Here is a 12,991-nt window from a genome sequence, read left to right as displayed (position 1 = left end):
GGTCTAGCCTCGTTTATCGATGGTCGCTACCACAGACAAACCAGGAAGCAGTCGACCTTTCAACTCTTGCTGATCTGGAATAGTAATTTTAACCGGTACACGTTGAACGATTTTAGTGAAGTTACCGGTCGCGTTTTCTGGTGGTAGGAGCGCAAATTTAGCGCCAGTCGCAGGGGAGAAACTGTCTACCACACCTTCAAGAGGCTGCCCCGGGAACGCATCCAGCTCTACTTCAACCGTCTGACCTTTGTGAATACCACTTAGCTGTGTCTCTTTGAAGTTGGCTTCAATCCACACTTGGTTGTTTGGTACCAAGCTCATCAGTGGTGCGCCTGCTTGAATCAGCAAGCCTTCACGTACGCTGCGTTTACCAATCACGCCATCTGCTGGCGCGTAAATTTTGGTGTAATCAAGGTTAAGCTGTGCTTGATCTCTCTGGGCTTGAGCTTCGGTCACGGATGCATTTGCTTGCTCAATCTCACTAGCGATAACGGTTAATTGGTCATTGGTTGCAACGAGGTTTGCTTTTGCTTCTTCTAAATCTGCCTGAGTTACTTTTTGTTGTGCAACCATGCTATCGACTTCATCTTGAGACGCGTAGTTACGCTTGAGTAAGCTACGAGAACGTACCACTTGTTGAATCGCGCGTTCGTATTCAGCTTGTGCAGAATCAACGCGGCTTTCTGCTTGATTGATCTTGCTACGTTGTAACGTTTGTTGTGCCACTAGATTTTTGACGTCTGATTGCACGACGCTTAAATGGGCGTTTGCTTGAGCGAGTGCTGACTGGTAATCACGGTCATCGATTTGAACCAGCAAATCACCTTCTTTAACCGATTGGTTATCACTCACATAAGACTTAACAATATAGCCAGAGACCTTAGGGCTAATATTCGTGATGTCGCCTTGTAGGTAGGCATTGTCGGTAGATTCAAAGTACTGGCCATAGCCGTACCAGTATCCAGCACCGGCTAAACCCAATGACAGCATGATCGCAGTAGCAATAAGCGGAGCTTTTTTACGTTTTTTTGTGCTTACCGTTTGCGAAGCGTTGTTCTCTGTCATTTTTTCTTTCTCATTTTGTTTTTATTTAGATGTAACGAATTGTAAATGAATTCGATTGATTGATAAGATAGGAAAAAAGGGAAACACTGTTGCAAAAATCTAACTAATGGCGCTTTGGGAGAAGTACGATGGACTTAAATGCTGTGACTGTTTTTACACAAGTTGTTGATTGTGGGAGTTTCACGCACGCAGCTGAAGCATTGAACATGACCAAGTCGACCGTCAGCCGAAAGCTAGACGAGCTGGAACAGCATCTAGGTGTGAGGTTGATCACTCGTTCGACACGAAGTTTAGTCTTAACGCCAGAGGGTGAGCGCTTTTATCAGTCGAGCATGCAGATGCAAGAGATCATGAACCAAGCTGAGCTAGAGGTTTCAGCCAATCAGGATTTGATCCGAGGGCAGTTGAATGTTGTGTTGCCTGTCGAATTGGGGCATCAAGTATTAGCCAAATACATCCACAGCTTCCTAAAAGAGCACCCAAACGTGACTTTGAACTTAGAACTGTCGAATCGAGAAGTCGACATCATTGCGGAGGGTATCGATCTTTACGCACAAATTGGTGAGCTAGTGGACTCGAGCTTGGTTTCTCGCTACCTCACAACATCAAAGCGTGTATTGGCAGCCAGCCCTGAGTATTTAGAGCAGTTCGATGACGTCTCTTCACCCGATGATCTTGAACCGCCATTCAGAATGATTGAGGTGGTGAACAAGGCCGCGCGTCTACCCAAGTGGCATTTACAATTAGAAGGCGGAGAGTCGATTTTGATCGATCTGCCGTGTCAGTTGCGGGTGAATACCATCACGGCATGCCTAACAGCGTGTGTGGATGGGCTCGGCTTGGCGGTGCTTCCTGAATTCATTTGTCGGGAACACTTTAAGACAGGTAAGCTGATTCGTCTGTTACCTGAATATGAGATGCCAGAAGTTTCAGTAAGCCTAGTGTATGCAGACAGGCAGTTGATGCCGAAACGTAAAAAGGTCTTTATCGACTATCTACTGACTGCCTTTCAAAATAGGAAGCAAAAGTAACGGGGAAAACCTTAGCGGTTAAGTGCTTAGGCTTCCTATTATTCGTTATTGTCTAAACCGTATCGAAGCTAACTATGATCGGGCTGCCAGTCGACGACTTGCCCATTCGCCAATATAGCTTTGACCGATAGGGCAGCAATATCGACACCGTTGTAACGAAATGCCTTGTTAGAAAAGTTAGCAATGATCTTACTCCCGTCACTGAACTTCGTTTGTTGAACATCGCCGTTCTTAACTAACCATTCGAAATCGACCAACTGTTTATCCCATAACTGTTCGTGCATTGGTTCAAAGCCATCTTGATAGTGTTTGAGTGCTTTGATTCTCTGGCTTGAACTTGATAAAGCTTCATCTCTGGTCAAGTGAACCATCGGTGGTGTGTTGTACAGCATGGCGGTTAAGTCACGTTCTGCTTGTACATTAGTGAACTTAAGGCTGTCTGAATGCCAATGGTGCGTATTGATTGCTTCATCATGGAAAACGGCTTGGTAAAGTGGAATTCGATATTGTGGCGAAAATAGTAGCGACTTGTAGGGCTCTTTAACCTCGGCCGGCTTAAAGAAGAAGTCAGGCTTGTGGTCTGGGTACCAACGACCTAAGTAATAGGGAGATTGGCGGTTCTCTTTCATGTCTTTGTCTGTCCATCCAAAACCAACCGTTTCTAAGCCGTGTGCAAACGCGATGCCTTTTGTTGTTAGGCTGTTGCCGTCTTCAGAGCCTAATACTAACGAAGGTTGCTCGCTAAGCCACTTCATTCGGTTGTTGAACGCAGAAAGCATGTCTGATTCGTCGTTTGTATTGCCATTACTGTCTATAGAGACGCGGTAATCTTCACGTGCCATGGCGGTTGCATCAACATCTAAGAACAAGCTGTTGAAGTTGCCGAATCTCATAATGTCTTGAGCACGCTGTTTTACGTATTCTAAATGGCAGTTCGGGTTTAAGTAAAAGCCGTTTCCACGAAATCCTTTTTTCAAACTCCCATCCGCTAGTTCAATCGCACAACTTTGACGCATCGGCTCTGGTAATTGAGCGGTTAGCCAGTTGTCATTGAGCTTCACAGGAATTGCGGTGTTGTAGGAATCGTAAGTACCGACCAGATATCCGGACTGTTTTGCCAGACCCACAGCGTTAGGTTGATAGAATGCTGGCATCCAATTGTCGAATCCTAGCCACAGTTTTTTTAAACCTGCCTTATTTAGATTAGCGACCATGTCTGAAGACAACGCTTGTCCCCAAGTATCTGACGAGTTTAGGTACGGGGAAGCGTGCTTTAGCAACCAGTTCTTCTTATCCTGTGCTGCTTTGTATTGCGCTTTAATCGTGTTGTCTTCGAGTGTCGGATTACCAACAGGATATAACACCTGCAATGACTGGATAATAGAGTCCAACAATAGTTGTTTGTGGTACTGACTGAACCAATCTTTCCCCTTGGAGAGTGACGATAGCTCTCTTTTCGCTTCCGCAGAAACATTGAGTTTAGAGCCCTCTAGATACCATGTTTTCAATCCCCACCAGTCACTCACATCTTGGATGCTTAATGGGTCTTTGCCAAATAGGTAAACGTGGCTCGCGCCGATCAACTTAGTCACATCTGGATTGCGCTTTTGCTTTGCTACAAGCGTTTCAGACTGGTCATTATTGATGCGCCAATCTCGGTATTGTTTGGCACCATCTAACCACGAGTCTCCGAGGGTGATACGAACAAGAAAAGGTTGTGACTGATTGAGCATCGTAAATTGGTGTGCTGCCTTCATATCAATTTTGGTTTTTGTATTTGAGGAAGCATTAGAGGATGCATCTGAAAAGAGCAGTTGATTATTGGTTGCATTAACCATTTGATAGCTAATGAAATGATTGTTTTGCTGTACTGTCCAAAAAGGCATCTTCAAGTCTTGAGTAGTGTTACTTCCAGAATGGTTACCGACGAGATAACTTGCCCAAAGCTTGTTGTCAGTAGGCACGCGCATGCCTTCACTAAACGGAAGAAATAGTGTCTGAGTTTGTTGTTCGGCAAGATCAAACCACGCCAATTCGATGGGTTTGTTTCGTTTCACCTGTATATTTGAAGGTAAGCTGAACTGAAAAGTGAGCTGGTCTTGATTAAGCTCTGCCTTAACGTTTATTCCACTGGGTACTAAGGTCCAAGTGGCGATTTTTGCTGAGTCAGCTTTATCGGAAAAGCCAATGACCAGATTGGTCGCTTTCTGTGGTTTGTTATCAACGGTGAGAGCAGCACTGTTAACGCTTAAGCCGTTCCAATCGACCTCTAAAGTATTCGATGAGGTAGCGACGGTATTGTTGTTACTGGTGAGCGTTATTTGGCTCGCTTGTGCGTTGGATGAAAACAGACAAGCTGTTGTTAAAGCCACAATGGCAAAATTAGAAAGATTGAGTGGGTGACGTACGCTGAGCATATTTAGATTCCGTAAAGGGTAACTACGGTTATTACACCTAAGTAGCGCTAGTGCTTTGTCACCTATATGTCTCTATTTTCTGTTTGGCTTTAGTGGTTTTCCATTAGAAAGGCACGGCGACGCGCTGCACATATTGGACTTCAATAGCGCCTTGGTATTCAAACATTTCAACCGAAGCACTCAAGTGCTTGGCTTTGGTTCCAAGTGGACTTTCTGTGGGAACGGGTGCTTGCGCTGTTTTGATTGGCACTTTGTAACCCAGCAGGTTGTAGTTTTCATCAAACCATTGCCAACTCACGTTAGCGTCGGGGCAGTTGTCGATCACCTTTGGAGGCGAGAGCACGATATGTGGTTCGCTGAGTTTACTTTCGAGCGTCAGCCATCGATTACTGTTATTTAAAGCGACAATAATAGGGTAGTGATTTGAACCTATCTTTAGTTGATAAACACCAGATTCGGGTTTGATGAACATTTCATTGGTTTCAATCTCTTGATACTCATTATTGGAAGCGAGTTGTCCATCGAGAAGGACTTTACCTTTAGGTGATACCAAAGAAAGAGTTTGAGTTTCTGAGCCTTTGCTGAGTTGCTCGGCAGAGACTTTGATTTGATAACCGTGCGACGACAGGCCATAGCGTCGAATGAAGCTGACTTGGATGTGGTGTTTTGTCTCAGCACTTTGTTTGAGTAAGGTTCCACATTGAGTCTGGCTCAGGATCTCTTGTTTGACTGGCAGCCAAAGCTCACTATCGAGTGATTTGTGATCGAGTGCGATTTGCAGCTCTTGCCACGCAACTTGAGGTTGGTCATCAAGTAGAGATTGATAGGTGTGCTGCAATGGCGTGTCGGTAAACCATGCCGCATGACTTGCGAGCGGCAAAGCGCAGATCAATGCGATTAACGAAGTGACTCTCATTATGATTCCCCAGCTAAGCGGTAACCAACGCCGCGATGTGTTTCGATCTTTAGAGTTGGCAGCTTCTGGCGCAAGCGCAGTATGTGATTATCCACGGTTCGGGTACTTGGAAAGGCTTGATAACCCCAAATCTTATTGAGTAACTCATCACGATGAAACACACGACTTTGGTTCTGAACAAACAAGACCAATAACTGGAACTCTTTAGGTTTTAACGTGATCGGGCTTTCATCCAAATAAGCGATTCGTTCAGACAAGCGGACTTCAATGTTGGCGTAATTTAGTTGGCTCACCCCTAACGGACGAAGTTGGGTAATGACTCGAGCAAGCAACTCCTCGTTTGAGAAAGGTTTAGTGACGTAATCTTTGGCACCTGCCATTAAGCCTTCTACGCGTTGCTGGACTTCCACTTTAGCGGTTAACACAATCACAGGAAGCGCTTTGAGGAGTAGCCAATTCGGCAGGTGTCGCAAGCTGTCACCGTCTTCGAGTTGTCGATCCAGTATCACTAGATCGGAGCGGAACCATTGCTTACTGGCACTCTCTGAATCCTTCGCCCAAAGGCATGGGTAACCATTGGACTCAAAGAAGCTGACGAGGCCTTGTCCAAGTAGATGGTCGTCTTCAATCAGCAGTAGGGTGTTCACAAGCTATTTCCAAAATACATCGGGTTGGGTTACGAAGAATAATGAGACGGCCATTCGCTTGTTTCATCAAGTGTTCGACAATAGTAAGGCCAATGCCCATGTTGTCTTGTCTATGGTTGATATTCGGTGTTGCTCGAGATACAAACCGTTGCAGAAAAGAAGGGAAGTGACCTTCGTCTTGCACCTCAATCCTGAGCTTATCAGCGAGTTCGACCTTTACCAAAACCTCACCTTTACCATGTTGTTTGGCATTCTTGATTAGATTATCCAAGCAGATGGTTAGCCAGTAATAGGGAAGGTTCAGTTCAACTTCACGCGCTTCACATTGATAAGAAATATTGTGCTTTTCACAGACATGATCGAGCCACTCTTCTAATGAAGCGTTTTGCTTAAACAAAGGCTCTGACTGATCCGAACTTAGGTACACTTTGCTGTTTTCGGTGAGCTGAGAAAGCCTTTGATAGTCAGATATTAAACGCCAAACCGCACTTTGAGTTTCATCAGAAAAGTCATCGTAGCGATTTCTAAACATTTCGACGGTTAAGCCTAGGCTAGTAATAGGCGTGCGCAGTTCATGAGTAAGAAGCTGTAAAACGAACTGCCTCTCTTTTCGTTGTTTTGTTCTTAGGTATAAGACTCTAGCGAGCCCGGAAAGCAACGTTAGCAGCAATGTAAAGATCAACGTTTTCATGATCAGATTGTCATTGCTAGGCTCGTTTAAGCACACGTTACTGTAACGAAAAGTACAGGTTTCACCTGCCAAAGATACCTCTTGTTGCTCTGCGATAGGTTGCCAAACATCTAAGGGAATAGCTTTCCAGCCTTGTTCGCCACTTAACCAAAGCACATCATCTTGTTGCCAAGCGCGGTATCCATTGAGCAGTGCTTCTCTGCCTTGTGCACTTAGGCTTTCTAGTTTGTTATATAAAGGGTGCTGAGGGTTGGTAAGACTCAAAAATGGGCGTATCTGCTCGGTCACATCTGGGTAAGCGGCTAAATAACGACCAGCAAAGCTGCCACCGGCAGGGTGACGTTTGGAGTGTGCTGCAAACCAAATCGAATCCAATGTTTGTTGCTGACACAGAGCGAGCTCGAACTCGATGGCTTCATGTAATGAAGGGTTACTGCTTTCAATCGCTTGGCAGTGATCTTGTATTGACGCTAACGCTGCGATGTCGTCCCAACTGAATTGGTTGAAATCAGGATAGCGGCTATTTTCATGGAGCAGAACTTTCGGATACTGAGCCAACTCTTGTTGAGATACTAAGAGTGGGGATGATTGCCAGCTCAGTTGATACAGAGTTTGCCACTTATCTTGCAAACTTTGGGCATTGACTAGGGTTGGGAGCCAAAAGATCAAGCAAAGAGCTAATGTAAACCTGCGCATCCAATCATTCTCGTTAAAAGTCGTGGGGCGAGTCTAAAGAGTTTTGGGCGCGATTTGTAACCTGAATGTCAACAAGTGTTCTTTTAACAACAAATTGTCGAGTGGGTCATGCTTTTAAATAATAAAGTACAAATACAGTAAGTATCATTTATTTGAAATAAAATAGATAATTGTGTACTTACTGTCATTATTGGGCGAAATGAGGGGACTATACTGGGCTCATACCTAATAAGAGGAACCATCATGAAACTCATCATCAAATCAGTATTGGCAATCAGTATTTTGGCTACAGGCTCTGCTCATGCGTTCGAATTAACCAGCAACGATATTCAAGAAGGTCACCCAATGGCAAAGACTTTTGAATACTCTAGTTGGGGTTGTGACGGCGATAATCAATCACCACAATTGATGTGGAAAGATGCACCAGCAGGTACCAAAAGCTTTGCTATCACAGCTTATGATCCAGATGCACCGACTGAAAGTGGCTTCTGGCATTGGGTTGCGTTTGATATCCCTGCAACTGTGAACGAGCTACCTCGCGGTGTCGACATCTCTAAAGTCGGTGGCAAAGAAGGTCGCATTGATTACGGTACAGTTGGCTACGGTGGCGTTTGTCCTCCAGAAAAAGATGGTATGCACCGTTACCAGTTCACGGTTTGGGCATTACCAACGGACAAACTTAACCTCGACGAAAATACGCCGTCGGCTGTGGTTGGATTCACGTTGAACAGCATGGCTTTAGACAAAGCTAAACTGACCGCAACTTATACACGTTAATAGCTTATGTACGTTAAAGCTTATACACGTACATAATAAGTAAACAAGGGGATGAGATGAATCATCAATATCAAGTGACGATCTTTCGTGCAGAGCAGTTACAAAAACTGCGTAATGTGAGGATTCTATCCCCTAGTATCATTCAGATTATTACAGGCAGTAAGCGCCTGTTTTGGAAAGATTCAGCGGCAGAGCTCTCACATTCTGAGCTGTTGTTGTGTGAGGCATCAGCTTCACTAAGTTTTGAGAACATGCCCCACAAAGGGCGCTTCTTGTCGCGAGTGTTCAGCTTTCAATTCCAACCTTCTCAGGCGATGCTTGATTTAAGTGAGGAACGGTCGAATGATCTGGGACTGCCTACAGTAAAAGTGGATCGAAACTTACAAGACTCACTCAATGCTCTGTTCTCTTTTGATACACAGAGCATGAGCAAAGAGACTCAACAGTTTTGGTTGCAGGGCTTGTACCAGCAATTAGCTGAAAAAGGGGTGTTGCATCTATTGTTTGTCAGTGCCAACGTCTCGTTTAGCCAAAAGCTCAGCCATTACCTTTCACATTCACCAGATGAGAAACATCCATTAGAGTCGGTGGCGGAGCGTTTTGCGATGAGCCGAGCGACGCTGATTCGAAAACTCAAACTGGAAGGTATGCAATATCGTGAGGTATTAGCTGAAGTTCGCTTGAGTCACGCGCTTTATCTGATGCAAAACGGACAACAGAACGTGGCGATGTTGGCTCAGTCTTGCGGTTACCAATCGGAAGGGCGTTTTAGTCAGCGCTTTAAAGGCAAGTTTGGTTTGTCGCCAAGTGAATACATCAAAACCGTCGTCAGCCATAGAGTCGCGAGCAAATAAAGTCGCGACGCCATAACCATTCTGTTTGTTCTAAACGCTCACTTTTTTGTCTCGTGCTGCCAATGCCGCGAAAATCGTGCACGCAAATGCAACAGATGCGATCAGCAGAATGGGAACGCTCCAAGAATCTGTCTGAGCATGAAGCTTACCCACCAGCGTTGGACCTGTTGCCGCTAAAGCATAACCAATTCCTTGCGCCATACCCGACAGCGATGCGGCTTGGCTGCTATTCGATGTTCTCAGGCCAACAAAAGAGAGCGCAATAATAAACGTAGAGCAGTTGGCTAATCCAAAGAGTCCTACCCAAAAGATCGCAAACTCAGGCAAATACAGCAGCCCAATCAATCCAATAAATACACTCGAAGTACAAAGCGTAATGAGCCATTGTTGGTTATCGCTTTTACCTAAGAACGGCAGTAACAGCAGCCCCGGAACCATAGTCGAAAATTGCAGAAATCCATAAATGTAGCCCGCGTCGATTTCGCTGTAGCCAAGATCGTTCAATATCTGTGGCAACCAGCCAGCCAAAGAGTAGAAGGTAAATGAGTTAAGCCCAAGCGCTAACGTTACTTGCCACGCTACGCCGCTTTTAATCATCTGTTTCATCGGCAGAGGTTTGTCTTGTTGCTTGTTATTGTTGGCTGAAGGTGAGCGTTTTCTGATTTTAGGCAACCAGATCATCAAAGCTAATATTGGGAATATTAGGTTCATTAACAGTGCTAATTGCCAACCCGTGATCGTAAATAAGGTTAGATTTGAAAACGGCACCATCAAACTTGAGCCTAACGTCGACCCGATGCCCATCGTAAAGATGTACAGAGAAGTCACAGTAGCGATGCGTGTCGGGAAGCTAACTTTCACTACTACAGGCAACAACACATTACCAATCGCGATACCAAGCCCGATCATCACCGTGCCGATATACAAGGTTGGGGTTAACCCAGCAGAGCGCAGTGTAATACCCGTAGTGATCAGAACTAAGCCTAATAACAGGCTAGGCTCTAGACCAATTCGTTGGGATATCTTGGTGACTAATGGTGAGAATAAGGCAAAAGTTAACAGTGGCAAAGCTGTTAAGAAGCCTGCAGCCGATGACGTAAGGTTGAGGCCTTCCATAACCTGAGAAAGCACAGGAGCCAAGCTCGTAAAAGGCCCACGAAGGTTAAGTGCTAGGAATAGAATCCCTAACATCACGAAAATGCTATTACGAAGAGAGGCGCTCATAGGTTGTTCTACTGTTTGCTTATGAGAAGACAGGCTAGCCTACAGATCATTGAATGATTACACAAATACCGTTTAAATAGGTTTACTAATGATTGAACCTGCGCAGTACGCGCTTAGCCAGAAAAGTCACCCATGACTGTATTAAATATCGACAAGCTCATCTCGGACTTCCCACTGCTTCAACAATTGATTGCATTGGAAGAAGTGGTTTGGTTTAACCCAAATGTGACGACTCTGGAGCGCGGTTTGCTTTATGTGGGTTTAGGCGAACAAGATATTCACGATGCGAGCATGAGGCTGCAAAGGTTTGCTCCTTATCTAGCCAAGGCGTTTCCTGAAACTCAAGCGACCAATGGCATCATCGAGTCTGAGCTTGTTGACATTCCATCTATGAAATCAGCATTGGGAGCACATTATCAGCAGCCAATAAAAGGGCGTTTGATGATGAAGAAAGACAGCCATTTGCCAATTTCAGGTTCAATCAAAGCGCGCGGTGGTATCTATGAAGTACTAACGCATGCCGAGAAGCTTGCGATTGAAGCGGGGTTACTGTGTGAGAGCGATGACTACAGTAAGTTGCTCGAACCTGAATTTCGTGACTTCTTCCAACAATACAGCATTGCGGTAGGTTCAACGGGTAACCTAGGAATGTCGATTGGTATCATGAGTGCAAAATTGGGCTTGACTGTCTCTGTTCATATGTCGGCAGACGCGAGAGCTTGGAAGAAAAGCAAACTTCGTGAGCATGGTGTCAACGTTGTTGCAAATATGAGCTGCTAAAAAGATAAGTCATGATAGAAGAGTGTTGTTTATAGCTTGTACACACTCTTTCTCACCTCTAAATCCCACCTTAATTCAAACAATAACTTGCACAGATCGTTATCCAAAACACACATTTTATAAATTAAGCTTCTTAGATGTTCTAACTATCAGTTAGGTTGAGTGGCATTCAACTTGATAGGGATTGAGCAATGCAGACGGACAAAGTGATACAGACAAGACACATAAACACACCAGAAAAATTACTCCAGCGTTTAGATGCGATTGGGGAGTCTTTGGAAGCATCGGGTAAGGCTCATGCTTTGCTGGGGTTGGGCTCAGTAGGTATTGAAACAGAACGACTTGATCAGTACTCAGATGTCGATTTTTTCGCAATAGTGCAAACAGGGCACAAGCAGTATTTCTTAGACAGTTTGCATTGGCTATCTGATATTCACTCAATCGACTACGCAGTGAGAAATACCGTCGATGGCTATAAAGTTCTGTACGCTGACGGAATCTTTTGTGAGTTTGCAGTGTTTGAACCCCACGAGTTAGCGCACATTCCGTTTGCTGAATGGCGTATTGTTTGTCAGCAACATGAATTTGATACACAGTGTTGTGTTTCACCAATAAAAGGGGAGACAGACACTAATTCCCAAGATTGGATCATTGGTGAGGCTCTAACCAATCTTTATGTGGGTATGTCTCGTTATAACCGAGGCGAAAAGCTGTCGGGCAGTCGGTTCGTTCAATCTTACGCACTCGATCGTTTGATCGATCTTGTGGATCAAACTGAACAGTCTGAGCCTGAATTCGTTGATGAATTTATGTCGGATAGAAGGCTAGAAGCACGCTTCCCTAAGTTTGCCCAATTGCTACCAACCTTTACCCAAGGCTACGAGCGCACCGCTGAATCGGCACTTGCCCAACTAGCATTCCTCAACACCCACTTCGCAGTCAACCAAGCCATGTGTGACCGAATCTCTGAACTGTGTTCCAGTAAAGATTAAGCTTATAGCGTGTGAATCCCCAAGCCTAACTGACACCACCTTTCAGATGATAAGCGGCGGGCAACCTAATTGAGCTCTCGAATTATTATTCTTAAGCACTAAACCCGTACGCTTTTGTTTACTCTTCAAGACCGTGACTGTTCGTGTTTACTCCGCTTATCACTGGATGTCGTCAGCCAAATAAAATACAATCGAACAATGTTTTATTAATTCGTGCTTTATCATTATGATGAGAAACTTACTCATATTCATCGTTAGCCTGTTCTTCTTAACAGCCTGTTCTTCAACGAGTAATCATCAGCTAGACGACGAGACATTGAGCAACGAAGACGCTATGTCGAAAAGTATAGAGGGAGAGAGTAATCTCGAGACTTCAAAGGATACAAACGCTGAGACCAGCGTTGATTCTTCCCATGATTCAATCGTTAATCATCAACCACTCACTAACCTTGATTCAAATAAAGACACGATAGCTCACGCCAATGCAGAGCCAGAATCAGTGGAGCCTTCTCAAATAGAAGCGACAGAAACAACTGAAAGCGATGCTAAGAGTGGCGGTGAAAAAGGCATCGGAAGCTATTTTATTCGTCATAATAAACCGACTAAGACGGTGATTAAATCACTAGAGGGCGTGACAGATGCATTGAACGTCATGACGTTTGGGATATTTGCCACCGGTAACGGTTAAATCGTTAACCTAGAACGACAACCTAATAGATAGAATGAAACGTGAAGGCGAGCCAGATGGTTCGCCTTTTTTGGTCTTCTAAATCTGGCCACCATTCTTCCTAAGAATCGTGTTCACTTATCTGAGCGCTGAGTCAGGCGACGGTTAACGAAAATAGGAATTATTAGTTCTGGAAGGGAGTCGCCGATTTTACCCTGTTTGACTTGTTATATG

At 44.7% G+C, this 12,991-nt stretch carries 11 protein-coding genes and 1 pseudogene; 6 read left to right on the top strand and 6 right to left on the bottom strand.

Features of this window, described 5'->3' with window-relative positions:
* Positions 1-3 precede the first annotated feature (3 nt).
* Entirely contained in the window at positions 4-1,065 is a 1,062-nt protein-coding gene (locus A136_RS04625) for an HlyD family secretion protein (protein WP_017064672.1), read from the bottom strand.
* 128 nt (positions 1,066-1,193) lie between these two features.
* Here A136_RS04625 and A136_RS04620 point away from each other — a divergent pair, with 128 nt between their 5' ends.
* Positions 1,194-2,096, top strand: coding sequence for a LysR family transcriptional regulator (locus A136_RS04620; protein WP_017064671.1), 903 nt, complete (start codon positions 1,194-1,196; stop codon positions 2,094-2,096).
* Positions 2,097-2,164: 68 nt separating this feature from the next.
* Here the strand turns inward: A136_RS04620 and A136_RS04615 are convergent, their stop codons facing one another.
* From A136_RS04615 to A136_RS04600, 4 genes are all read right to left on the bottom strand, one after another.
* Entirely contained in the window at positions 2,165-4,513 is a 2,349-nt protein-coding gene (locus A136_RS04615; protein ID WP_017064670.1) for a glycoside hydrolase, read from the bottom strand.
* A 103-nt stretch (positions 4,514-4,616) separates the two neighbouring features.
* Positions 4,617-5,429: a DUF2861 family protein gene (locus A136_RS04610; RefSeq protein WP_017064669.1), complete on the bottom strand. Its 813-nt coding sequence runs from the start codon at positions 5,427-5,429 to the stop codon at positions 4,617-4,619.
* Positions 5,429-6,076 carry a response regulator transcription factor gene (locus A136_RS04605; protein ID WP_017064668.1) on the bottom strand — a complete coding sequence of 216 codons (648 nt, stop codon included), beginning with the start codon at positions 6,074-6,076 and terminating at the stop codon, positions 5,429-5,431. Before A136_RS04605 ends, A136_RS04610 begins: the two co-directional genes overlap by 1 nt.
* Positions 6,054-7,463, bottom strand: a complete 1,410-nt coding sequence (locus A136_RS04600; protein ID WP_017064667.1) for an ATP-binding protein — start codon at positions 7,461-7,463, stop codon at positions 6,054-6,056. Before A136_RS04600 ends, A136_RS04605 begins: the two co-directional genes overlap by 23 nt.
* Positions 7,464-7,706: 243 nt before the next feature.
* Here A136_RS04600 and A136_RS04595 point away from each other — a divergent pair, with 243 nt between their 5' ends.
* The gene (locus A136_RS04595; RefSeq protein ID WP_017060498.1) at positions 7,707-8,240 is read left to right on the top strand and encodes a YbhB/YbcL family Raf kinase inhibitor-like protein; all 534 of its coding nucleotides are present in this window, start codon (positions 7,707-7,709) and stop codon (positions 8,238-8,240) included.
* Between the two features lie 56 nt (positions 8,241-8,296).
* Positions 8,297-9,094: a helix-turn-helix transcriptional regulator gene (locus tag A136_RS04590; protein WP_017064666.1), complete on the top strand. Its 798-nt coding sequence runs from the start codon at positions 8,297-8,299 to the stop codon at positions 9,092-9,094.
* Between the two features lie 30 nt (positions 9,095-9,124).
* On the opposite strand, the gene A136_RS04585 is transcribed toward A136_RS04590, so the two are convergent.
* The gene (locus A136_RS04585) at positions 9,125-10,318 is read right to left on the bottom strand and encodes an MFS transporter (protein ID WP_017064665.1); all 1,194 of its coding nucleotides are present in this window, start codon (positions 10,316-10,318) and stop codon (positions 9,125-9,127) included.
* 132 nt (positions 10,319-10,450) lie between these two features.
* Here A136_RS04585 and A136_RS04580 point away from each other — a divergent pair.
* The 3 genes and pseudogenes from A136_RS04580 to A136_RS04570 form a co-directional block, all read left to right on the top strand.
* A pseudogene (locus A136_RS04580) lies at positions 10,451-11,080 on the top strand (D-serine ammonia-lyase); the annotation flags it as partial.
* A 209-nt stretch (positions 11,081-11,289) separates the two neighbouring features.
* Positions 11,290-12,090, top strand: coding sequence for a hypothetical protein (locus A136_RS04575; protein WP_017064663.1), 801 nt, complete (start codon positions 11,290-11,292; stop codon positions 12,088-12,090).
* Between the two features lie 226 nt (positions 12,091-12,316).
* Positions 12,317-12,778 carry a hypothetical protein gene (locus A136_RS04570; RefSeq protein WP_029235242.1) on the top strand — a complete coding sequence of 154 codons (462 nt, stop codon included), beginning with the start codon at positions 12,317-12,319 and terminating at the stop codon, positions 12,776-12,778.
* Positions 12,779-12,991 lie beyond the last annotated feature (213 nt).

The organism is Vibrio crassostreae 9ZC13 (assembly GCF_000272045.2).
Taxonomy (GTDB): Bacteria; Pseudomonadota; Gammaproteobacteria; order Enterobacterales; family Vibrionaceae; genus Vibrio; species Vibrio crassostreae_C.
Note: the sequence above shows the minus strand (reverse complement) of the source record. Positions and strands in the feature narration are given on the sequence as shown.

Bases quoted from the DNA above. Each gene is read 5' to 3' on its own strand.
- A136_RS04570 (WP_029235242.1), top strand. From the start codon at position 12,317: ATGATGAGAAACTTACTCATATTCATCGTTAGCCTGTTCTTCTTAACA.
- A136_RS04625 (WP_017064672.1), bottom strand. From the start codon at position 1,065: ATGACAGAGAACAACGCTTCGCAAACGGTAAGCACAAAAAAACGTAAA.
- A136_RS04590 (WP_017064666.1), top strand. From the start codon at position 8,297: ATGAATCATCAATATCAAGTGACGATCTTTCGTGCAGAGCAGTTACAA.
- A136_RS04585 (WP_017064665.1), bottom strand. From the start codon at position 10,318: ATGAGCGCCTCTCTTCGTAATAGCATTTTCGTGATGTTAGGGATTCTA.
- A136_RS04600 (WP_017064667.1), bottom strand. From the start codon at position 7,463: ATGCGCAGGTTTACATTAGCTCTTTGCTTGATCTTTTGGCTCCCAACC.
- A136_RS04615 (WP_017064670.1), bottom strand. From the start codon at position 4,513: ATGCTCAGCGTACGTCACCCACTCAATCTTTCTAATTTTGCCATTGTG.
- A136_RS04620 (WP_017064671.1), top strand. From the start codon at position 1,194: ATGGACTTAAATGCTGTGACTGTTTTTACACAAGTTGTTGATTGTGGG.
- A136_RS04610 (WP_017064669.1), bottom strand. From the start codon at position 5,429: ATGAGAGTCACTTCGTTAATCGCATTGATCTGCGCTTTGCCGCTCGCA.
- A136_RS04575 (WP_017064663.1), top strand. From the start codon at position 11,290: ATGCAGACGGACAAAGTGATACAGACAAGACACATAAACACACCAGAA.
- A136_RS04595 (WP_017060498.1), top strand. From the start codon at position 7,707: ATGAAACTCATCATCAAATCAGTATTGGCAATCAGTATTTTGGCTACA.